This window comes from Lacihabitans lacunae, from assembly GCF_042649125.1.
Lineage (GTDB): Bacteria > Bacteroidota > Bacteroidia > Cytophagales > Spirosomataceae > Leadbetterella > Leadbetterella lacunae.
This window is the reverse complement of the sequence record NZ_JBHRYQ010000001.1, coordinates 3,768,389-3,792,309: the sequence shown is the minus strand read 5'-3', so window position 1 is coordinate 3,792,309 and position 23,921 is coordinate 3,768,389. Positions and strand designations below refer to the sequence as shown.

The following is a 23,921-nucleotide window of genomic DNA, read 5'->3' as shown; positions in this document are numbered from 1 at the left end:
CTGCCTAAGTTGATGCTTATTTCTGCCCGTAAACGCCGTCGAGAAATGCTTTGTAGCTGATTGGCTCACGACCGAGTAACTGAGGGAGGTCACTATCGCCCGGTACAAACTCGCCACTGGCTGCTCCAACCCCAAAACCTGCCAAAAAGCCTGATACTTCTTGAGGGGCTCCGCCAGCTGTGAGGGCCTGAATATACTCCTCTACACTTGGGCTGTAGTAACTTACGGGCTTGCCAGCGATGGCACTTAGGTGCTGGGCTACATCAGCAAATGTGAATGACGAAGGACTTGAAATGTTGAACTCGTTGTTTCCTTCTTGATCAGCCAATAACACATTGGCAGCGGCCTCGGCCATGTCAGATCTTAGGGCAAATCCTACTTTGCCATCTTGGGCTGGGTAGAAAACTCCTGTCTCAAAAACCTTTTCACCTAATATCCATGGCAAAATATCGAAATAAAGATTGTTGCGAAGCATGGTGTATTGCATGCCGCTTTCCTTAATGGCGTTTTCAGTAGCGATGTGGTCATTTGCCACGAAAGCTATGGGCGAATCCGCACTATCTGATTGACGCTGAATACTGGTGTACAAAATATGTTTCACACCTGCTTCTTGAGCAGCTTTTACCACACCTACTTGCTGCTGAGAGCGGTTTTGCATTTCGCTGCTTGACACAAAAAGTAGCTTGTCTGTTCCTTTAAAGGCTTCTACCATAGAGCCGTGGTCGTTGTAATTGCCTAGCTTAACATTTACGCCTTTGGCTTTTAGGCTTTGTGCTTTTTCCTCATTTCTGACCATTACGGTGATCTGTGAAGGTGCCAATCCTTTTTGAAGTAAATTTTCGATTACGCCACCGCCAAACTGGCCGGTAGCTCCTGTTACTGTTATCATTGTTTTTAGAATTTTAGTTTATTTATTTTTAAATATGCTCTTCACAGGAGAGGTCCATGAACTTCTCCGCTTATGATTTTAATTGTTTTTAAATTTGCGTATTCCTACGGGGTAATTATTTTACTGTAAATGCCTTTAACATGGCCGGCTGATGCATGATACTTTTAACATTGCCAAACCAATCTTTAATGGGGCACGCATTGAGGATGCTCGAAAGGTTTTTGTCGAAAAGTTTGTAGGAACTAAAACGGATAAGAATCATCATTTTTTCTCCGCTCAAAAACAATAAGTCCATTCCGGTGTAACCCTCGAGTGTTGAAAAAAAGTCATGAACTACCTCACTTTTGTCTACAAACTGCCTGGTATCAGAAGAATTTATTTCCAATTGAAACAGCTCTGCCACAGCTTGGTTAGTGCATGTTTTTGGTTCATTTTCCATGGATAGGTGCTTTTGAGGTTCTGCCCCAAGCAATAAAAATGGCAAATACGATAATGACGATATTCATGCCTATTAAAGAAGCCTCACCTCTCATGATGTGAAAAACAGAGCCCGCAATCATGAGTAAAACCACACCGTAGGCTGCCCACACGGTAAGTTTTGGCTGTATTTTGAGAGCCGAGGGTAAGATGGTGCCTACGCCACCGAGGAGGTCAATAAACCCAGTGAATTTTAATAAGCCAGGGTTTTCCAAAGCCCAAGGCAGCATTTTGGCGGTTTCTTCAATGGGTTGGATCAGTTTTGCGTAAGCTGCCCAAAGCAGCGTAAGTGCTATCAAAACTTGAGCTATCCACAGTAGAATATTTATTACTTTAGAGTTCATACTGATTAATGTTTCGGATTGTTAAAAAAAGGATAAAGACTGGTGAAGGCAAGTGCTGGAAAAAAGTGCATAGGAATTACCAAACCCGGAAACAACTCGGGAAACTCAATTTCCAGCGGCAAACTCATGCTCATGACACTTATTATTGACAAAAATGAGAGTACGGCAATCAGGATATTCAATGCCCCGGTTAAGTTTTCTTTATTGAATCTGCGAAGCAACATATAGCCCAGAGCCATGAGTAAGCAACCCAATATTGAGGAACCTACAATAGAGCCAATATTTACGATTGCGTCGAAATCAACTAAGAAAAACTCCTTGTACAAATAAAAATATACTACCGCTGCAACTGATGCCAATATGCCTGCGAGTAATCCGTGATAAAAAATTCTTTTCATTTTTTGGAATGTTTTGATTTGGCTAAAATTTACCCATCCTGACTCTGGTCAATGGTGATAGGTAAATCTTAGACCTGACCAATTGATTATTTTGTGACTGGAACTGAGATGTCAACAACGATCTCATTGCTCACTTTTTTAGACATTCCTTGCATTGTTCCTACACCATAATCCATTCTATTAACTTTTAAGCTTCCTTTGAAGGTGTTAGATGCAAAAGTAAACGGTATAGAAATGGGCTTTTTAACTCCGTGAAGATCAAGCGTGCCTTCTACACTATATCCGGCGGCTGTCTTCGTAAATTTGTTAGAAGTAAAAGTGATTTTTGGGTATTTCTCAGCATCAAACCATTTGTCGCTTTTGGCGTGCTTGTTTTTCATTCCGTTGCCTGTATTGATAGAGGCTACGTCTAATGACACTGCGAATTTCGAATTGGCTAAATCATTCTCATCGAAAGAGATGTTTCCACTCATGGTTTTAAAGACGCCTTCGGCATCAGTGCCCTTAAAAGTTACTGAATGATTGTCGGCAATTTTCCAGTTAACAGAACTGATAAATGTAAAAGCCGAAAGAGATACTACTGCCGCAATTGCTGCTACTAAACTAAGTTTTTTCATTATTAAATTGTTTAAATTTGATAATGCAAAGTTGCGGCTAATCGGCAGGCCCGAACGATGAGCTAAAGCAAAAAAAAACGTTGACTTATATCAACATTTTGAAATATAACAAGGCTGAAGCTACCCTCGAGCCGATTTTGCTCTGATTCTACTGAAGGTTTCTTTGGTCATTCCTAAGTAAGAAGCAATAATATGCTGTGGAAACCTTTGTAAAAATTCGGGATAAACATTTTCGAAATCAGCAAGTCGTTGTTCGGCAGAGAGTGTTTTTGAGGAATGCACCCGTTTTAAAAGTTGAAGAGAATTTCTTTCAATTAGCGTCCTTAGCAGATCATTCATAAAGCGTTGCTTACTTAAAACATTATCGTAATCAAGTTTAGAAACTACTAATAACTGTGTTTCTTCAAAAGCCTCTATATAATAAGGAGAAGGCGTGCCATTGGCATAACTTTCTCTATCCCCCGCCCACCAGTTTTCGATATAAAGGTTTAATATATGCTCTTTCCCGGACTCATCTACGGTGTATTGTTTCAAGGCACCTTCTACCACAAAACCAGCAATTTTACACACTTCGCCTTCGACTAACATAAACTGATGCTTGCGAAGTCGTTTAGGTTTAAAAGTCTTTTTAACAATTTCTTTTTCTTCCTCAGACAATTCCTCAGCTAATTGACTATTGATATATGTTATAATCTGATCGAATGGAGAATCTGACATAAGGTTTTATAGATTTGGGAGGTGAGCAAGTAATTTCTAAACTGTATGCGTTACTGTTGAGTTCAATTTAATAATAAGTTTTTTACCTTCATCAGTTATTCATTAAGCAAATTTACTTAGTCATTATTAATTAACTTTCGTTTAGTTTCTATTTTTTACTTTTGCTTTTTAATTTTTCAATATATTTACGAAATTATTTTGTCTGCCGAAGGGTATGTCGTATTCAACCAATGTACTAAAATTAAAGAAGGCTTATTACTATCTCAAAATTTAATTGCTGTAATTGGGTCTATGGTATAGTACTTACATGGATTACTTTTATTGCTAATTTTCTGAATTCTTTTTTCAAATATTGTAAGATTATCTAAAAAGAAATAAAAATAAAAAACCTAAAAAATATGAAGAAATACATTTTTCCAGTCCTAAGCATAATGATTCTATTTAGTTGCTCCAATAAGAGTGCTATAGGTCAAAAGAAAAGCTATGCCGATCTTGAATTCGAGATGCAGTTAGTTTCAGATCCAGTTATTCCAGTAAACACTGTTTCCATTACAGATTTTGGTGCTCAAAGCGGAGGTATTATTGATAATTCTAAAGCCTTTGCAGAAGCTATCGAGGCTGTTTCACAAAAAGGTGGAGGCAAGGTTATTATCCCCTCTGGAATATGGCTCACTGGCCCGATAACCTTGAAAAGCAACCTAGAACTTCATGCTGAGGCAGGAGCATTGATTCGATTCTCGACCAATAAAGACCTTTACCCAATTATAGAAACGAGCTTCGAGGGCCTAAATACCTGGCGTTGTATTTCTCCTATTTATGGCAAAAACTTAGAAAACGTGGCATTGACGGGTACAGGTGTTTGGGATGGCTCTGGTGGAGCATGGAGAGCCGTAAAGAAAAGTAAACTTACAGCCAACGAATGGAAAAAACTGGTAGCATCAGGTGGGGTTTTAGATGAGAAAAAAGAAAACTGGTATCCTTCGGAGCAGTTTAAACTTGGAGGAAACGGAGCAGACCAAAATGTGCGTTTCGACTTACATACCAAAGAGGAATTTCTAGCCATTCGTGATTTTTTGAGACCAGTAATGGTCAGCATCCAAAACAGTAAAAATGTAATGTTTGATGGCCCAGTTTTTCAAAACTCACCAGCATGGTGTCTTCATCCTCTTATGGTCGAAAACCTTATTGTAAGAAACATCACAGTTCGAAATCCATGGTATTCTCAAAACGGAGACGGCATAGACGTGGAATCTTGCAAAAATGTAATCGTAGAAAACTCAAGTTTTGATGTGGGCGACGACGCCATTTGTATAAAATCAGGAAAAGACAAAGACGGCCGCGACAGAGGAGTGCCATGCGAAAACCTGATCATCAGAAACAACATCGTATACCACGGACATGGTGGCGTTACAGTAGGTAGCGAAATGTCGAGCGGCGTAAAAAATATGCACGTATCTAACTGTACATTTATGGGCACTGACGTAGGCTTGCGTTTTAAAAGCACAAGAGGCCGTGGCGGTGTGGTTGAAAACATTTTCATCAAAGATATATGGATGACCGACATACCTTCTCATGCTATTTCGTTTAACTTATACTACGGCGGAAAATCGATAGAAGAAACACTCGCAGAAGGCGGCGGCCCAACTAACACCAAGCTTATGCCCGTAACCGAAGAAACGCCACAATTTAAAAATATAAAAATCAAAAATGTGGTAATAAACGGAGCCACACAAGCGGTGTTTTTACAAGGCTTACCCGAAATGAACCTCGAAAATATCGAATTGAGCGATTTACAAATTAATGCAGACCAAGGCTTTACCATTGTAGATGCAAACGGCGTGAATATTCAAAACGTAAAAATGGTATCAAAAGACCCAACTGCCTTTGATATTTTCAATGCTAAAAATGTAACGCTAAAAAACATTGAGTTTAATTCTACTTCGGCAGAGGCAGTAAAAATAAACGGTTTGGTTTCCGAAAAAATTGAGTTAATTTCTAATTCAAAAATGGATTTTAAAAAGCAAACCAAATTAGGCAACAGTGTGCCTAAAGCAGCCGTGAAGTTTTAATCTCTTTTACATAAATACAGCCTTAATAAAACCTTTTATTCTAAAATGAAAACAATTAAAATACTCCTTATTTTACTGGCTTTTATGCCAGTGGCTTTTGGTCAAAGTCCAAAACACAGGTTGGTAGTTTTATCAGATATCGAAGCCGAGCCAGATGACATCGAGTCCTTTGTGAGGTTAATGCTGTATTCAAACATGATTGACATAAAAGGCATGGTGGCCACTACCTCTTGTTGGCACAGAAACCGTGTGGACCCGCAGTCTATTCAAAAAATAGTTAAAGCCTATGGCAAAGTGCAGCCGAACCTATTGAAACACGAAGCCAGTTTTCCTACTGAATTGGCCATGATGCAATTGATTAAAAGCGGAATTCCAAAATATGGCATGGAAGGCGTGGGCGAAGGCATGGACTCTGAAGGTTCGGAATTGATCATAAAACTATTAGACGATAAAGACGAGCGACCGCTGTGGGTTTCAGTATGGGGCGGAGCCAATACCCTTGCCCAATCTTTATACAAAATCAAAAAAACTAGAACCGATGCTGAGGTCAAAAAACTGGTTTCAAAACTTAGAGTATACACCATTTCAGACCAAGACGATAGCGGCATTTGGTTAAGAAATAACTTCCCAGATTTGTTCTATATCGTGAGCCCAGGAGACAACTACGCTTCTGCTACTTGGACGGGCATAAATACTTTCATAAAAGGCATAAACAATGAAAAAATCAGCAACGCTTGGATAGCCAAAAACATCCAACAAGGTCACGGGCCATTGGGTGCCGAATATCCAGACGTAGCATGGGGAATGGAAGGAGACACGCCTTCTTTTTTATCCCTAATACCCACAGGCCTAAGTAACCCGGAGCACCCAGAATGGGGCGGATGGGGCGGCCGTTATGAATTATACCAGCCTGACTTTTCTAAATTAATAAAAGGAAACTCTGGCGTGCCTTTTGAGCCAGAAACACGAAAGATATGGACAAATGCAAACGACGCTTATACGCCTTACTTGCCAAGTGCCTATGGGCGTGCAGTAAAACCAGACACCACCACATTTAACGATTACAAAGCCAGTCTGTGGAGATGGAGAGATGACTTTCAGAATGATTTTGCGGCCAGAATGGACTGGTGCACCAAACCCTACAAAGAAGCCAATCACCCTCCAGTGCCTGTATTGATGCATGCCGAGCAATTTACGGTTAAGTCTGGCGAGGGTTTTGGCCTAGATGCTTTTAACTCAACTGACCCAGATGGCGATAACCTGAGTTTCTTGTGGATACACTATGTGGAGGCCGGTTCTTACAAAAAGAAACTTAACCTAGGTGCTGAAAACGTACACGGCGTTTATGTGACCGCTCCGGTAGTAGAAAAACCCGAGACCTTGCATTTTATACTTCAGCTGACCGATAAAGGCGAGCCAGCACTGACGAGGTACAAACGCGTAATAGTTACGGTTTTACCGAAATAAATTTGCCTCTAAAATGAAATTTAACAAAACGCATGTATTATTGGCAGTTACTTTGATTTTGGGTATAAATAGCAACACACTCTTTGCCCAAGAAAAACCGAGAGTAATTGTACTGACAGACATAGAAAACGAACCCGACGACGCCATGTCTACGGTTCGGTTTTTGACCTATGCTAACCAGTTTGATGTGGAAGGCTTAGTGGCAACTACCTCTGTGCATCAAAAAAACAAAATAGCCACATGGAGATTGAAAGAGATAGTAGATGCCTACGGAGAAGTGAGAGACAATTTGCTTTTGCATGAACCGGGCTATCCTACCAAAGACTATTTGTTTTCTATCATAAAAGAAGGCCGAACAGATTACGGTATGCATGCCGTTGGTAAAGGCATGGACTCAGAGGGTTCTGACCTTATTATTTCTGCGGTAGACAAATCAGATGCTCGCCCGGTTTGGGTGCTGGTTTGGGGTGGCCCTAATTGCCTAGCACAGGCACTTTGGAAAGTAAAAGAAACCCGTAAACCCAAAGAAGTGGAGAAGTTTGTAGCCAAACTGAGGGTGTATACCATCTCAGACCAAGATGACAGCGGCCCTTGGATCAGAAAGACATTTCCTGGCTTATTTTATATCGCTTCGCCTGGGTTTCACTCATTGGGTGGCTACCATGCCGCTACCTGGACAGGCATCAGCGGAGATAAATTTCACGGGCGTTTTGCGGGAGGAAATTTTGAAATTGTAAATAACCCTTGGTTAGATACCCATATCCGAAGCAAAGGACCTTTGGGAAAGCAATATCCCTTCGCTAAGTTTTTGATGGAAGGCGACTCACCAAGTTTTATGTATTTGATAAATAACGGCTTGGGAAGTTCAGAGCACCCAAACTGGGGCAGCTGGGGTGGGCGTTATGAGTTTTATCAACCTCGCACTGAAAAGTATTTTTTAGAACCCGAAACCAGACCGCTGTGGAACAACGCCCAAGACGAGGTTTTTGGAATGGACAGCAGCTGGCACACTGGCAACAAAGAGACGATTTGGAGATGGAGGTCTGCGTATCAAAATGATTTTGAAGCACGCATGGATTGGACCATCAAACCCTTTGCGGAGACCAATCACCCGCCTGTGGTAAAACTTCAGACGGAAACGTATATAAAAGCTAAGCCGGGTGACAAAATCACCCTAAGTACCGAAGGATCAACTGACCCTGATGGCAATTCACTTTCCTATAAATGGTTTTATTATGGCGAAGTGGGCACGTTTACGTTATCTACGGCACGTACCGGAGATCCTTTAAAAATAGAAAATGCAGACAAAGCAGTGGCTACTTTTGAAGTTCCAAAAAAATACGGCAAACTGGGCACCATGCACTTGATAGTGGCAGTTACCGACAGTGGTTCACCCGCACTTACACGCTACAAACGTGTGATTGTGGATGTAGCGGAATAAAGAAAAAAGGACTTCGAACATGAGATAGTCAGAAGCCCTTTTTTTATTAAAATGGAAAGCAAACGTTTGGTAGTTTGGAAATCTGAATTAAGGTAAAAAACCTTCTTCTAACTCAACTATCACCTCGTTTTTTCTATTCAAAACATCGAATGGCGGGTTATACCCCAAAAGAGAAAAGTGATTGGTATAATTTATCCCTTTTTGATTCAAGCCATCGATAAGCATTTGTTTGTATTTTTCGATTTTTTCGGTATTTGCCCAACCACCAAAAGTGATGGCAGCTACTATTTTAACGGGTTCTTCTTTAAATTCTATTTCTGAGTTATCTGGTTTGGGCAGTTTGCTTTTATCCAAGTCATTGGGAACCATAAACATCATAGTCATAGAGTCTTCGAGACCCATAGCAACGGGTGAGGTCATGGCTATTTTTTGTTTTGAGTCATTTCCTCCAAAAATATAACCGGCCAGTTTAGAAAAACCGGCACTCGAAGCTTGGCTGTAGTCATTTGTATTTAACTGAACTTTGGTAAATAAGCGGGCTTCATATTTTCTTATTTCAAATTCATCGTACGTTTTCAAGACCTCGTAAGGGTAATTTTCTATCGATTTTCTACTTTTCATAGCAAATATTTGAACCACAATGAAAACTAAAGCAAACACTCCAAAAACTATTAGTGCTATTTTCATAATCTATTTATTTATAACATGATAACAAGCAAATGACCCACAATAGTTTAAACTAAATCCGATTTCTTATTAAAGTGCCAAAAGGTTATTTTCAATAGTTTAGATTGCATTTGGATTTTATTTTAAATAAAAAAATAGCTTCAATTCTAAAGTTAGCTTGTAAATGATTCGAATTAGAAAAAAGGCATCTTGGAGAAAAAAGTAGTCTTCCATTTTATAAAAACAGAAAAGAAATTAATTAAAATTTACCCAAATGAAAGCATTATTCACCTTGTTTTTTCTTAGTGTATTTTTAGTAATATCAGCTTGCAAAGACACTGCGGCTGTTCAAACCGAGGATAGTATAAATTCTACCTCAATAAAGCCCCGAATCATTACCACAACGGACTTGGGGGCTGACCCCGACGACGAACAGTCTTTGGTTCGTGAGTTAGTTTCGGCCAATGAATTTGATATCGAAGGATTGATAGTGGCCACTGGTTGTTGGAAAAAGACACAGTCGAATACCACTATTTTAGATAAAATACTAAATGCGTATTCGCTAGCATATCCCAATTTAAAAGTCCATTCCAATGCTTACCCAAGTCCCGAATATTTGAGGTCAATAAGCTCAATAGGACAAAGGGGATATGGAATGGCCGATGTAGGCACAGGAAAAGACAGTCCAGGCTCTAATCTAATTATTGCCGCAGCTGACAAAAACGACGCTCGCCCCATTTGGATTATGGGCTGGGGAGGCATGAACACCGTGGCTCAGGCCATTTGGAAAGTGAAAGAAACGCGTAATGCCACACAGCTTAAGGATTTTTTGAGCAAACTAAGACTATATGATGTTTTGGGTCAAGACGATGCAGGTGCATGGATTGCCAAAAACTACCCAGAAGTATTTTATATCAGAGCCACGAGCGTGTATGGCTGGCAACCTACAGACGAATACTTGGCGGCCAGTATTCAAAACAAAGGACCTTTGGGGGCCGTTTATCCCAACCGAAAATATGCTACCGAAGGAGACACGCCGTCTTTTATGCATGTTTTTCCAAATGGACTTAATAACCCCGAACAGGTAGAGCAAGGAGGCTGGGGTGGTAGATTTAATACCACAAAAACTGCGGGAATTAGGAGTATGTCGGAGGTAAAAAAAATACAGGAAGATGCCGAAACCCAGTATGACCCTTATATGATGCACGGAAATACAGCAGAGGGAGCAGAAGCAATAAAACGCTGGGCCATTGGCTACAACAATGATTTTACTGCCCGTATGCTGTGGAGTGTCACAAGCGACTATACCAAAGCCAACCACCACCCTATTGCGGTTTTAAACGGCGATGCAACCAAACAAGTGCTAGAAATGACAGCCTCTCCGGGTGCCGTTATTGAACTAAATACAAGCGGATCAAAAGACCCTGATAACAACAAACTTAACTATTCGTGGGTGTATTATAAAGAGCCTAGCTCGTACTCAGGTGTTGTAAGTATTCAGAATTCTACCAGTACTTTGGCTAAAATAGAAATACCAAAAGATGCTGCCGGGCAAACCCTCCATTTTGTATTAGAGGTTTACGACAATGGCACGCCAAGCCTTTATGCATACCGCCGAATGATAGTAAAAGTGCAGGCAGCAAAGTAGCGTTTTAGAAATATGCAAATGAACTTTTTATATCAGGTATTTTATAAAAAAAATAACATAAACGACAGTAAAGGACAGTTAATCTAAGTCAGAAAAGTATATTTATCTTTAATTCAGAATTAACCTTAAAATATGAAAAAGAAAATTCTTCTGGGAATACTAATGTCCCTTTTTATACATCCTATTTTTGCCAATTTCAATCTAGAAAAACTTCAGGTTAACTACTTAAGCAAACCCTTAGGCACTGACAATGCTAAACCGCAGTTTTCGTGGCAAATGAAAGCTCTCGATGCTAAAAAAGGGTATTTACAAACGGCGTATCAAATCCGAGTTTTTGACGAGGCTAATGCCGAGGTATGGAATAGCAAAAAGGTAACAAGCGGGATTTCGAATGCAGTGGAATACGCAGGAAAAGCCCTAAAGGCTAGCACAAAATACACGTGGCAAGTGCAGGTTTGGAACAACTTCGGTGAAACCTCTACTTCGAAGTCATGGTTCGAAACGGGATTATTAAATCCAAATCTCTCGGCTTGGTCGGGTGCAAACTGGATAGGCGGTGGCGATGCTGATCTGACTTTTTATTCGCATTATTTGGCGGTTTATAAAATCAGTTTTGGCCTTCAACTCGACGAAAAATCGGGTTCTACAAAAGCAGCCTTTGTTTTCGGAGCTAATGATCACCGTTTGGCTAACCAATATTTGAATTTGATGACCGTAGAAAAAGGCAAAAACCAAAGCTATGTAGCCCTCGAAATTGACATTACTAATTTAAAAACTGGAGGTTCGGCTTTGTTGAATATTTATAGAGTAGGTTACACCAAAACCGACACCAAAGAAACGCCTATAAAGTCTTTAGAAATACCCAAAAGCCTAATAAACGAGGCCAATAAATACCAAAAGCACCAAGTTTATGCAGAAAGCAATTTAGGTGTATTTGAGTTTCATATTGATGGCCAAACAGATGCTCATAAAGTTGAAGACAAAAGCATGGAGGCTATTCCGCCATATGGGCAGCCGGGCTTTAATGTGAACCCGCTGGGCAGCGGCAATAACTACATCACCTTCCCGATGTTGGCGGATATCGGTTTTCAAACCCATGCTGGTCAAAGTGCTAACTTTTCTGATATAGAAATCACAAACTTTAGATTTCCGGGAAATACGCTTTTTAAAGATAACATCAGCACCAACAGTGCACTGTTTTCTAACCTAAAAATAGAGAACGGCACCTATAAACTGTCGGGTGAAACACTCACGACTGCAGATCCAAGTAAAAACGCAGCTCCTATGCTGAGAACTACTTTTAGCACAAAAAACAAAAAGATAAAAAAGGCGAGACTATATGCCACCGCAAGGGGTATTTATGAGATTTATATCAACGGAAAAAGAGTAGGAAACGACTACTTTAACCCTGGCTTAACGCAGTACAATAAACACCACATGTACCAAACCTATGACGTCACCAACCTGATAGCTGCTAATGGCAAAAACGCGATTGGTGCATGGTTAAGCGAAGGCTGGTGGAGCGGAAACATCACGTACTTGGGCGACAACTGGAATTACTTTGGGGACCGACAGTCGCTTTTAGCCAAAATGGTCTTAACCTACGAAGACGGCACGGAGCAGGTAATTGCCTCAAACGACAAAGACTGGAAACTATATACAGACGGCCCGATTCGGGTAGGTTCGTTTTTTCAAGGAGAGGTTTACGACGCCAACAAAGAGGCCGCAATAAAAGACTGGTTAACTGCCGCATACAACGACAAAAACTGGAAGAATGCCGAAGTGGTAACATTGAAAGGAAGCACCTTTTCGGGAGAAAACCAACTAAACTTTGACGACATGAAGTTGATTGGGCAATACGAAGAAAGCCCGACCATAGTGAAAACATTGGTAGCCAAAAAAGTAGAAAACCCGAGACCGGGCGTAATGGTATACGACATGGGACAAAACATGGTGGGTGTACCGCAAATTCATATCAAAAATGGTAAAAAGGGACAACTGATAAACATGCGTTTTGCCGAAGTATTATATCCCAACTTACCCGAATACAAAGGCAACGAAGGCATGGTGATGATGGAGAATATTCGTGCCGCTCACGCCACCGACCAATACATACTCAAAGGCGGAGACGAAACCATACAGCCGAGGTTTACTTTTCATGGTTATAGGTTTGTGGAAATAACCGGAATAGAAACCCCAATTCCCGTAAATGAGGTAAAAGGACTCGTGATAAGTTCGGTGAAAGCACTTTCGTCTGCCTATGAAACCAATAACCCTATGGTAAACAAACTGTGGGAAAACATCACGTGGTCGCTGAGAAGTAATTTCCTTTCGATACCTACCGACTGCCCACAGCGTAACGAACGCATGGGCTGGAGCGGCGATATCTCGGTATTTTCAAAAGCCGCTACTTACCTCACAGACGCCAATCAGTTTTTCAGAAAACACCTTTTGGCTATGCGTGACCTTCAGACTGAAGGCGGGAGATTTACTGACGTAGCACCCGTAGGTGGTGGCTTTGGCGGTACCCTTTGGGGAAGTGCAGGCGTAGTGGTGGCTTGGGAAAGCTATAGCCAATATGGCGACAAGCAGCTTTTGGCTGAACACTACGACGCCATGAAAAAATACATGACGCACTTAGATTCCAAAATAAACAAAGACGGCATATTAAACGAAGGACCGCTGGGTGACTGGCTAAGTCCCGAAGGCAACAAAAACGACAATACCTTATTTTGGATGGCCTATTTCGCGTACGATTTAGACATCATGAGCAAAATGGCCACAGCACTTGGCAAAACAGAAGACGCAGCGGCATTTTTGAAAAGAAGCGAAGAAATAAAAAAAGCCTTTAATGACATATATGTAGACAAAAACACGCACAGAACGGTTAAATCTGGCTTAGTTACGGGCTTCCAAGGCCCTCCGGGAGAAAACCAAATCGTGCAACCTACGCACAAAGGAGCTTTGATGGACACCCAGGCCTCTTATGCCATTCCGCTTGCTTTGGGGGCTTTTGACGAAACAAATAAGCCTTTTGCCATACAGTATTTGAGCGAAACCATCGCCCGTAAAAACAAAGACGACGGCAACATAGAAAGACCCGAAAATTCATTGATGACGGGCTTCATTGGCACCGCATCTATCAGCGAGGCTTTGTCTCAAAACGGCAAAGAGGCCCTCTCTTACAAACTGCTTACCAATACCCAATATCCGTCATGGTTATATTCGGTGGTAAACGGTGCCACTTCTATTTGGGAGCGACTAAACAGCTATACCGTAGAAAATGGTTTTGGCGGAAACAACAGCATGAACTCATTTAATCACTACTCGTTTGGCTCGGTGGCAGCATGGATGAACAACCATTCGCTGGGAATACAAAGAGGTGCAGACAACAACGCCTTTAAAAGTTTTATTTTGCAGCCAACGCCCGACCCAAACAAGGAAATCACGTTTGCAAAAGGCTATTTTGACTCTATGTATGGCAGAATAAGCAGCTCTTGGAAACTAGAAAACGGCACTTACGTATATGAAATAAGCGTGCCTGCCAACTCCACCGCCACGCTTTATTTGGCAGCAAAAAGCATAGACCAAATAACAGAAAGTGGCACGAAAATAACAAACTGGAAAGGCGTGAGCCAAGCAGGAGAAAACGTCGTGATACCTTTGGTTTCGGGTAATTACAAGTTTTCGGTTAAGTAAAAAAATAAATGCTAAAGCCGCTCTTTATTCATTAAGGAGCGGCTTTTTTATGTAAAAAAAGTAAAGGAACTTCTATTCGATTTTTAGAGGTGGGCCCACCACTTTCATTTCATTATCTGCAAATATTTTGGCCATTTCTTGTGGCGAGGGTTCATGGTCTAAAGCGGCCACGGTTACAAAAAACTCTTCTAATTTGCCGGCAGGCTGCATAATTACGGTCATCTTGCCTCTTTCTGAAACTTGTGTCCAGGCATGCGGTACATTTCTAGGCAAAAATATGCTTTCGCCTTTGGTCATGGTGAATTTGTCTTCGCCTACCTGAAAGTAATAGGTACCCTCTAGTATTTGGAAGATTTCATCTTGTCCCAAATGCACATGCAGCGGTGTGCCCTTACCCGGAGAAAGCGAGGTTTGCTCAAAAATAGCCAAGTCGCCATTTGTGTCGCTACCTGAAATTTTAACATCGAGGATATTGGCATTTACTCCTTTAAGCTGAATGTGCCCGTGAATTCTCCCCTCCCCTGCTGCCACCTTAAAACCCTTATCTTTTCTCAAAAAATATTTAAACTCACCTGCAGAAGAAAAAAAAGGTGCAGACACCAAGCCAAATACCGAAGCGATAAAACCATTCCTTTTCATAAGACCTTAATTTTTAATCAATTTGAGCATTTATTTCATAAAATATCCAAACATTTTATCTAATGGCAGTCTAATTTTTTTGGGGAAAATAATAGAATAAGTTCTTAACTCAAACCTCCACTATTTCTACTTGACATTCTTACAGGACCGCTTCGGAATGCCTTTACTAGAAAACGTAACTTCCCTCCTAAAAAACACTATTATTACTAGGACAAAGCACTTAAAAATCCGCTGAAATACAGACACTTGAACCTTCAAATGGCTTTGACAAAATAGTGAGTTCATAAGGCAAACTGAATCTTAAATAAATAATTGGAAATGTACAATTCAAAGCATATATTTGTTAACCCAAAATTTGGGTTAACGAAACTCTAAAACGCACATAATGAAACCATTAAAACTGAACAAAAAACACAACAGCCTCGCTATCAAATTTTTACAGAAAATATATTTAAAAAAATAAATGCGATATTAACGCTACTCAAAAAATTAGTAACGTTAAGCCACTCGTTATAGCCAATACTAAAAGACACGACACAAATGATATTAGAAGAAGTAAGAATCAAAAATTTTAGAGGTTATCGGACAGAAACGATTATACCAATTTCTAATTTGACTGCATTCATTGGAAAAAATGACGCAGGTAAATCATCTGTTCTTGAGGCGTTAGAAATCTTTTTTAACAACTCACTTGTCGTTTGTGAAAGAGAAGATTTAAACATTAATGCTGACAACAATCAAATAGAAATAACTTGTGTTTTTAGTGATTACCCAAATGAAATTATTATTGATGCGGCTGCACCAACAAGTTTAGCAAATGAATACTTACTAAATGAAAACAACAGACTTGAAATAAAAAAAGTATTTGCAACATCAGCTGCTAAACCAAAAGAAAAGGTTTTTATTATTTGTAATCATCCAACTGCTGAAAATTCTAATGACCTTTTAGAACTTAAAAAGGCAGAACTTAAAACAAGAGCAACTGGCTTAAATATACCGCAAGGGAATTACAATGGAAATATTAATTCAACAATAAGACAAGCTATTTGGGCAAGCTTTGAGGACTTAAAGTTAGCTAGAACAGAATTGTTAGTAGATAAAGAAGATACAAAAAAGGTATATGATACATTGAAAAATTATTTACCAATTTATGCACTATTTCAGTCAGACAGACAAAGTAAAGATGATGACAAAGAAGTTACTGACCCAATGAAACTTGCAGTACAACAAGCATTAGCAGAATTGACTGACGAAATAGAACACATAAAGAATGAGGTTAGAAACAAAGCAATAGATACAGCAAATCGAACATTAGCAAAACTAAAAGAAATGTCTCCAGAATTGGCTAACGAACTAATTCCGGAATTTAAGACAGAACCCAAATTTGATTCACAATTTAAATTGACAATAAATTCAGAGGACAACATTCCGATTAACAAACGAGGAAGCGGAGTAAGACGACTAATCTTACTAAATTTTTTTCGAGCCGAAGCAGAAAGATTAAGAAACCAGCATCAAGGGAATCAAATAATTTTTGCTTTTGAAGAACCTGAAACATCTCAACATCCAGACCATCAGGAAATGCTTATTCAAGCATTTATAGAACTTGCAAATACAGGCAATTCTCAAATTATTTTAACAACACATACTCCTGCTCTAGCTGGACTATTGCCATTAGAAAGTTTGAGGTTCATTGAAAAAACTGTTGACGACAGAAATATCGAACTAGGAACGGAAGAAGTTTTTGAAAAAATCGCACAAACACTTGGTGTTTTAGCCGACCCAATTCCTAAAAATGCAACAGCAATCATACTAATTGAAGGGAAAAGTGATGTAACATTTTTAAATCACACAGCTAACCAACTTAAAAATGGAGGACACTTGACACATACGTTTCAAGAGAAAAGAATTGCTCTCGTTCCAATTGGCGGTTGCGGAAACTTAAAACACTGGAAGACTTTAAGATTAGTTGACCAATTCCAAATTCCTTATTGTGTGTTACTAGACTCAGATAAAGGAACAAACGAAGAGCAGAAGAATATAGATACTATTGCTGACTTGGTGCAAAGTGGAATAAAAGCTTATGTAACTAGAAAAAGAGAGCCTGAAAATTATATCCATTTGGACTGTCTTCAATTACCAGCAGGAAGTACTTTCACTTTAACAGATACTTGTGATGCAAAAGTTTTAATCGCAAATGAAAAATCAACAAAAAAAGAACTTATTCTTGAAAGATTTTGGACGAGAATGACGGCAGAACAAATAAGAGAGGTCGAACAATATGATGACAACGGAACAACTAGGTATGAATTTTCCGAAATGTTCCAAGACTTTATAAACGTAATATGACAAGAAGTACTGGCTATAACAGCTAAGCTTTCGTCGTGTCCGCAGGACATGCGATGAAAGCAATCGGGCCGCGTAGGATTGAACTTAAACTTTGCACTAGATAAACCCATAGGTTTTTTAAATCCAAATGAGCCCCTCTTCCAAATCAAGTTTCCCTTGTCAAATCGAGCGGTAGACGAGATTTACAGGCGGTTCTATTACCGCAGCTCTCGACTACCGCTCGAGCGGACAGGAATTCATTTCCTCTCCAACTTTTACCGATAAATCAATAAAAATAATTCATGATTTCATATTTGAAATAAAACTGTAAACTGGGTCATAAATAAATCTAAGAGTAGTATACTGATTGAAAACAATATCTGGCAATTAACGCTGCAAATAGATATGTTATTTATAATTAGACAATTAACACAAAAACTTACGATATTAACGATACTTAAAAAAAATAGTAGTGGCGTTAAGCTGGTTGTTGGCGGCAATGTTATGAAGACCCCCAAAAACGACAAAATCATGTATTTAAATAGACCACTTAAAAAAAATACCTCAAAAATATGCTAAAAGAAATGTACCTGAACAAAACAGACAAAGAGTTGAAAAAAATGTTAAATTTATATTCCGCACTTTTGATTTCAACTATTATAATACCAATTATTTTAACAACAATAAGTTATTTTCTTAGCGGAAAAATACAATTTTCATACATTATTCCCTTTGTTATTGTAATGATATGGTCTGTAATCAATGTTGATTTCTTAAAAAATAAGTTGAATAATAAAAACAGTAACTAAATGTAAAAGACTTACTATTGGACAGTTTTTTGCGACACCCGACGACCACTTAAAATTTAATTTTGTTGCCTATGGATAGTTTTTTGCAATATCGAACGACTTTTGAAATTGTAATATTTTCGCCCGTGGATAGTTCATCGGATGAAAAACCACTGCCGCTAACATTTAGCAAAGTAGAAGAAAGCCGATTTGTTGGACCACCCAGACCGCAATCAAAATTTGGGTGGTTTGACACTTCTACTTTTTATTAGTCGGACGCGACCCCCGTTGTGTTCGGAGAAACGGATATCCGTCATTATTGTCAGTACTTATGCTCAATAGGTTTTTTAAATCCAATGGAGCCCCTTTGCCAAATCAAGTTTCCATTGTCAAATCGAGCGGTAGACGAGATTCACAGGCGGTTCAAGTACCGCAGCTCTCGGCTACCGCTCGAGCGGACAGGAATTCATTTCCTCTCCAACTTTTACCGATAAATCAATAAAAATAATTCATGATTTCATTTTTGAAATAAAACTGTAAATTGGGTCATAAATAAATCTAAGAGTTGTATGCTGATTGAAAGCAATATCTGGTAATTAACGCTTGCAAATAGATCTGTTATTCACAATCAAATAATTAACACAAAAACTTACGATATTAACGATACTTAAAAAAACAGTGGCGATGAGCTTCTCGTTGTAAGCATTTTGAATAATTGGAAATAAACAATTCAAAGAATATATTTGCTAACCCAAAATTTGGATTAACGAAACTCTAAAGCTCACATAATGAAACCATTAAAACTGAATAAAAAACACAACAGCCTCGTTATCAGATTTTTACAGAAAATATATTTAAAAAAGTAAATGCGATATTAACGCTACTCAAAAAAACAGTAGCGTTAAGCCATCCGTTAGCTTTAATAGCAGACATACTCATCGCTGAAAAATATGGAATCATTTACATTAAAAGGAGAAAACGGATATATCAAAATTGAATTAGAACAAGTATTTGATTTTCCGAATAGAACTTGTCATTGGGGTGGATATGATGCAAAAGCAAAAATTAAAATTACGTCTGGAAATTTTAAAGTAAATTCTTCTTTTTACACTTCAACCGGTGAAATTTATCTTTTTTATAAATCCTTAAAGGAAAGTAACACTTTCTTGAGTGGTCAAATATTTTACAAAAATTACGAAGAAAACACACTAATAACTTTGACTTATGATAATATGGGTCACGTAGTAATTGAAGGCACTTTTTCAGAAGAAAATCAATTCAACAACAAGATAGATTTTGAATTCAATACAGATCAATCATACATAAAATATACTTTAAACGAACTTGAAAACATTGTAAATAAATATGGTGGAATGAAAGGAATAAGCGATAAATAATTTGCTATTACAGCTAAAATTGGGTTTTGTGCAAGTTGGGCAGACGGAATAACAATGAGCATTTGTAATTCTATTCAACTTTTGTTCGGGCAGTACGTACATCGCTGAACTTTTGTTATTAACTTCAACTTAATATTTTCAATCAGCAGCGGTTCCGAGCAGACGCAATTCTAATTACCAACCTGCACAAAGCCCTATCCGTTATATTACGACACTTTAACATCTGACAAATGACAATCGAGGACAGACAAGAAATATTACGACAGTTAGATGTTGAGGCTGAAAGTTATGTTTTCCCAATGTTAGACAATGGTTATTACTATCATGCTGACCAAAAAATGACTATTTTTCGAGATGACAAGAGATGGGCTATTTTATTAGAGGTTTTAGCCTTTTTCAATCACGAAAGTGGGCTTGATGGAATAACAACAATTGCGAACGTATTTGGAAACTGTTTAACAGGTTGGAACGACAACAACAATTTCAATTATTTTGCGTCTGACAACGGTATTGAAACCTTCTTGACAGACGACACTATTTATTTGCCATATTTAAATCCAGAAGCCAAGAATATTTTAGTTAGAGGACAAGAAATCCCTATTATATTTGACAGACAGTATTATAAGTCAAAAAAAGTAGAACTTGAATATGAAGATAAAATCACACCTTGGGAGTTTTTGAGAGGACTAATTCCAGATAAATCGAATTTATTTTGGGTTACTCGGGAGGAAATTTCAACAAAAATCCCAAAGGATTTACCAATTTTTATGACACTTGATAATTGGCATCACCCAAATCTTGTAGAAGATGAAAAACCAAGCGAAACAGAAACATTTCAACAACTTGCAGACGTTATTATGACAGGGGATAAGAATTTGTACAATACGGCTGAAATTACAAATACACACTGGACAAATTGGCTCGAAGGTGGGACACTCTGAAAAAAAGCCCAGCCGCCAACTGCTAAGCTTTCGTCGTGTCCGCAGGACATGCGATGAAAGCAATCGGGCCGCGTAGGATTAAACTTAACTTTTTCCCTAGGCAAGCCCATAGGTTTTCCAAATCCAATGGAGCCTCTAATCAAGTTTCCCTTGACAAATCGAGCGGTAGACGAGATTCACAGGCGGTTCAATTACCGCAGCTCTCGGCTACCGCTCGAGCGGACAGGAATTCCTTTCCTCCCCAACTTTTACCGATAAATCAATAAAAATAATTCATGATTTCATTTTTGAAATAAAACTGTAAATTGGGTCATAAATAAATCTAAGAGTTGTATGCTGATTGAAAGCAATATTTGACAATTAACGCTTGAAAATATATATGTTACTTATAATTAGATAATTAACACAAAAACTTACGATATTAACGATACTTAAAAAATAGTAGCATTGAGCTGCTCGTTGTAAGCATTTTGAATAATTGGAAATAAACAATTCAAAGAATATATTTGCTAAGCCAAAATTTGGGTTAACGAAACTCTAAAGCTCACATAATGAAACCATTAAAACTGAACAAAAAACACAACAGCCTCGCTATCAGGTTTTTACAGAAAATATATTTAAAAAAGTAAATGCGATATTATCGCTACTCAAAAAAACAGTAGCGTTAAGCCACTCTTTGTGGGAAATGCAAGATGAGACAGCAAACTAAGGACATATTAATAAGATTTGATGAGTTTGGTAGTTACGAAACTCCGACTGATTTTAATTCTAAAGAGATAAAATCAAACGAATCTAAATTGACCAATAACTTGATTGATAAGTTTGGAGTTGATTTTATTGTAGATGACCAGATTCAAGATGCAAGTTTTTTTTGTGATATTAAAATACCGCATGATTTGGTCATTAATCCTAAACCTCAAATTGGTTACTCGATTAGGATTAGCAATTTTGGGCAATTGGCAACGATTAACTTTGAGACTGAATACTCCAAAGAGACTGTGCAGGCTATTATCAATATTCTTGACCAAAATGGATTTGTATATGTAAGTGCTGATGAATTAGACGAAGACTATGATGGGAGTTTTACAGATTTTTACAATCTTCTTGGAGGAGAAACTCCATCATGGGGAATTAGATATTTTGATTATTTATGATTTATGGAAAAATCAGATTTAATAATTGTGAAAGCTCATTTTAAACTATATCCAACGGAAGAAGGTGGACGCAAGACTCCAATAATTTCAGGATATAGACCAAATCATGTTTTTGAATATAAAGACAATTCGAATGATTTGGTTGCGACTTATATCGGGGATATTAATTTTGAAGGACAAGAATTCTTATCACCTGGAGAATCAATACTAGCAACAGTTCGATTCTTAAGACATGGTGATATTGATAGGTTCATTCAAACTGGACGGATTTGGTGGATTCATGAGGCATTAAATAAGATTGGAGAAGCAGAAATAATAGAGATGCCATTATGGACATACCCACAATCGAGTAGACTGCCGTAGTCCGTAAAGCCCACGGTACGCCTCTCACACCACCGTACGTACGGGTCTCGTATACGGCGGTTCACTGAATCTCTGGTTGCAAGCGTTGATAATACTCCAACATACTTTCGTAACCACTTAATCTTAGCTTTTCAAGCGTGATAGTAGTCTTTAAAAAAGGGCTTTGGAAAATTGGGAGAGCCTAGTGCTTCCTCCTTGTTTTATATGCTACCGCTTTAATGGAACAGCCAACCTCGATGAATTGAACTTAACCTTTTCCCTAGGTAAGCCCATAGGTTTTTCAAACCCAATTGAGCCCCTCTGCCAAATCAAGTTTCCCTTGTCAAATCGAGCGGTAGACGAGATTCACAGGCGGTTCTATTACCGCAGCTCTCGGCTACCGCTCGAGCGGACAGGAATTCCTTTCCTCCCCAACTTTTACCGATAAATCAATAAAAATAATTCATGATTTCATTTTTGAAATAAAACAGTAAATTGGGTCATAAATAAATCTAAGAGTAGTATTTTGATTGAAAGCAATATTTGACAATTAACGCTTGCAAATAGATATGTTATTTACAATCAAATAATTAACACAAAAACTTACGATATTAACGATACTTAAAAAAATAGTAGTGGCGTTAAGCTGGTTGTTATAGCCAATTAAAACTGAAAAATGAAATTTAGAATTTTACACGTTATAATACTAATATTTGTTGGTTGTTCTACGACCAAACTTCCTACAAAGAAAACATCTCAAACTGAAATTCCACCACCAGAAATTAATCTAAAAAATGATAGTTTAGAAATAAAACTGATTAATCCCGTTAATTGCCCAATTCGATTTGAAATTAAAACTAACAACTCGAATTTAGAAACAATTCTTAAACAACTTGGTACTATTGAATTAAAGGCAAAATCAGATACAATTATTAAAAAAATAAATGTTCCCGAATTTGACCAAAATACGTCATTTAGCTATAATTGGAAGTTTGGTAGTTTATCAAAGCAAATCAAACCCATTGAACTGGAATTACCTTTCCGAAATGGCAAAAAGTACAAAGTCATTCAAGGAAACAATACGAATTACACTCATAATACTGAGTGGTCAAGATTTGCTGTCGATTTTGACCTAAAAATAAACGATACTATTTGTTCAGCAACAAATGGCTTTGTAGTTGGAGTTGTTGATAATTATAAATTTGGAGGAAAGGGAAATGAATGGAAACCCTATGGAAATTTCATTACCATATATGAATCAAATTCGGGAATATTCACACAATACGTTCATTTAACTGAAAATGGAAGTTTAGTTAAAGTAGGTGACAGAATCAAAAAAGGTCAGCCAATTGGATTATCAGGTATGACCGGTCAGACAGATGTTGAGCACCTTCATTTCAATTGTTTAATTCCAACCAACAACGAAGATGGATTGATGTCAATAGCATTTGAATTTGTTGGAGGTTATAAAAGTACTGAACTAAAAAAAGGAAATATTATTGAAAAATAACTGGCTACAACAGCCAAGCTTTCGTCGTGTCCGCAGGACATGCGATGAAAGCAATGGATCAATGTAGAATTAAACTTTGCATTAGACAAACCCATAGGTTTTTTAAACCCAAATGAGCCCCTCTGCAAAATCAAGTTTCCCTTGTCAAATCGAGCGGTAGACGAGATTCACAGGCGGTTCTATTACCGCAGCTCTCGGCTACCGCTCGAGCGGACTGGAATTCCTTTCCTCCCCAACTTTTTTGTTTGACCCGAATTAGGATGTAATTGAGCATAAGTATTTCAAACTTCAGTATTTTTTAGATACCTGTTCAATAAAATATATTAAAACCATAATACCCCCGGTGCAAAAGGTCAGAACCTTTGTACTGCAGAACCGCTTTTCCTGTTT

Annotated in this window: 19 protein-coding genes; 11 read left to right on the top strand and 8 right to left on the bottom strand. The window is 38.4% G+C overall.

What is annotated here, in order from left to right:
* Window positions 1–16: 16 nt before the first annotated feature.
* From ACFOOI_RS16365 to ACFOOI_RS16340, 6 genes are all read right to left on the bottom strand, one after another.
* On the bottom strand, window positions 17–889 hold the full coding sequence (locus ACFOOI_RS16365) for an SDR family oxidoreductase (RefSeq protein WP_379839105.1): 873 nt from the start codon (window positions 887–889) through the stop codon (window positions 17–19).
* A 115-nt stretch (window positions 890–1,004) separates the two neighbouring features.
* Window positions 1,005–1,328 (bottom strand): hypothetical protein, encoded by a 324-nt coding sequence (locus ACFOOI_RS16360; RefSeq protein ID WP_379839104.1) that lies wholly within the window; start codon window positions 1,326–1,328, stop codon window positions 1,005–1,007.
* Complete coding sequence (locus ACFOOI_RS16355) at window positions 1,318–1,710, bottom strand: DoxX family protein (RefSeq protein WP_379839103.1); 393 nt, start codon at window positions 1,708–1,710, stop codon at window positions 1,318–1,320. Before ACFOOI_RS16355 ends, ACFOOI_RS16360 begins: the two co-directional genes overlap by 11 nt.
* A gap of 5 nt (window positions 1,711–1,715) precedes the next feature.
* The gene (locus ACFOOI_RS16350; protein ID WP_379839102.1) at window positions 1,716–2,108 is read right to left on the bottom strand and encodes a hypothetical protein; all 393 of its coding nucleotides are present in this window, start codon (window positions 2,106–2,108) and stop codon (window positions 1,716–1,718) included.
* Window positions 2,109–2,194: 86 nt separating this feature from the next.
* The gene (locus tag ACFOOI_RS16345; protein ID WP_379839101.1) at window positions 2,195–2,725 is read right to left on the bottom strand and encodes a YceI family protein; all 531 of its coding nucleotides are present in this window, start codon (window positions 2,723–2,725) and stop codon (window positions 2,195–2,197) included.
* A gap of 120 nt (window positions 2,726–2,845) precedes the next feature.
* Window positions 2,846–3,442, bottom strand: coding sequence for a Crp/Fnr family transcriptional regulator (locus tag ACFOOI_RS16340; RefSeq protein ID WP_379839100.1), 597 nt, complete (start codon window positions 3,440–3,442; stop codon window positions 2,846–2,848).
* A 398-nt stretch (window positions 3,443–3,840) separates the two neighbouring features.
* On the opposite strand from ACFOOI_RS16340, the gene ACFOOI_RS16335 reads away from it, so the two are divergent.
* From ACFOOI_RS16335 to ACFOOI_RS16325, 3 genes are read left to right on the top strand one after another with little or no spacing between them, the layout of a single operon-like run.
* Window positions 3,841–5,511 (top strand): glycoside hydrolase family 28 protein, encoded by a 1,671-nt coding sequence (locus ACFOOI_RS16335; RefSeq protein WP_379839099.1) that lies wholly within the window; start codon window positions 3,841–3,843, stop codon window positions 5,509–5,511.
* A 45-nt stretch (window positions 5,512–5,556) separates the two neighbouring features.
* Window positions 5,557–6,978 carry a DUF1593 domain-containing protein gene (locus ACFOOI_RS16330; RefSeq protein ID WP_379839098.1) on the top strand — a complete coding sequence of 474 codons (1,422 nt, stop codon included), beginning with the start codon at window positions 5,557–5,559 and terminating at the stop codon, window positions 6,976–6,978.
* A gap of 13 nt (window positions 6,979–6,991) precedes the next feature.
* Window positions 6,992–8,419 (top strand): DUF1593 domain-containing protein, encoded by a 1,428-nt coding sequence (locus tag ACFOOI_RS16325; RefSeq protein ID WP_379839097.1) that lies wholly within the window; start codon window positions 6,992–6,994, stop codon window positions 8,417–8,419.
* Window positions 8,420–8,506: 87 nt separating this feature from the next.
* Here the strand turns inward: ACFOOI_RS16325 and ACFOOI_RS16320 are convergent, their stop codons facing one another.
* Entirely contained in the window at window positions 8,507–9,106 is a 600-nt protein-coding gene (locus ACFOOI_RS16320) for an SOUL family heme-binding protein (protein WP_379839096.1), read from the bottom strand.
* 253 nt (window positions 9,107–9,359) lie between these two features.
* On the opposite strand from ACFOOI_RS16320, the gene ACFOOI_RS16315 reads away from it, so the two are divergent.
* Together ACFOOI_RS16315 and ACFOOI_RS16310 are read left to right on the top strand one after the other, a co-directional pair.
* Complete coding sequence (locus ACFOOI_RS16315; RefSeq protein ID WP_379839095.1) at window positions 9,360–10,733, top strand: DUF1593 domain-containing protein; 1,374 nt, start codon at window positions 9,360–9,362, stop codon at window positions 10,731–10,733.
* Between the two features lie 132 nt (window positions 10,734–10,865).
* A complete protein-coding gene (locus ACFOOI_RS16310) occupies window positions 10,866–14,432 on the top strand; it encodes a family 78 glycoside hydrolase catalytic domain (protein WP_379839094.1) in 3,567 nt (1,188 codons plus the stop codon).
* 72 nt (window positions 14,433–14,504) lie between these two features.
* On the opposite strand, the gene ACFOOI_RS16305 is transcribed toward ACFOOI_RS16310, so the two are convergent.
* A complete protein-coding gene (locus ACFOOI_RS16305; RefSeq protein ID WP_379839093.1) occupies window positions 14,505–15,071 on the bottom strand; it encodes a cupin domain-containing protein in 567 nt (188 codons plus the stop codon).
* A 540-nt stretch (window positions 15,072–15,611) separates the two neighbouring features.
* Between ACFOOI_RS16305 and ACFOOI_RS16300 the strand changes: the two genes are divergently transcribed.
* The 6 genes from ACFOOI_RS16300 to ACFOOI_RS16275 all read left to right on the top strand — a co-directional run bounded on the left by ACFOOI_RS16300 (window position 15,612) and on the right by ACFOOI_RS16275 (window position 23,531).
* Entirely contained in the window at window positions 15,612–17,420 is a 1,809-nt protein-coding gene (locus tag ACFOOI_RS16300; protein ID WP_379839092.1) for an AAA family ATPase, read from the top strand.
* Window positions 17,421–19,137: 1,717 nt separating this feature from the next.
* Window positions 19,138–19,584: a WapI family immunity protein gene (locus ACFOOI_RS16295; RefSeq protein WP_379839091.1), complete on the top strand. Its 447-nt coding sequence runs from the start codon at window positions 19,138–19,140 to the stop codon at window positions 19,582–19,584.
* Between the two features lie 230 nt (window positions 19,585–19,814).
* Entirely contained in the window at window positions 19,815–20,525 is a 711-nt protein-coding gene (locus ACFOOI_RS16290) for a DUF7003 family protein (protein ID WP_379839090.1), read from the top strand.
* Window positions 20,526–21,217: 692 nt separating this feature from the next.
* Complete coding sequence (locus ACFOOI_RS16285) at window positions 21,218–21,679, top strand: hypothetical protein (protein ID WP_379839089.1); 462 nt, start codon at window positions 21,218–21,220, stop codon at window positions 21,677–21,679.
* Between the two features lie 3 nt (window positions 21,680–21,682).
* The gene (locus tag ACFOOI_RS16280; protein ID WP_379839088.1) at window positions 21,683–22,042 is read left to right on the top strand and encodes a hypothetical protein; all 360 of its coding nucleotides are present in this window, start codon (window positions 21,683–21,685) and stop codon (window positions 22,040–22,042) included.
* A 655-nt stretch (window positions 22,043–22,697) separates the two neighbouring features.
* Window positions 22,698–23,531 carry a M23 family metallopeptidase gene (locus ACFOOI_RS16275; protein ID WP_379839087.1) on the top strand — a complete coding sequence of 278 codons (834 nt, stop codon included), beginning with the start codon at window positions 22,698–22,700 and terminating at the stop codon, window positions 23,529–23,531.
* The last annotated feature ends 390 nt before the right edge of the window (window positions 23,532–23,921 follow it).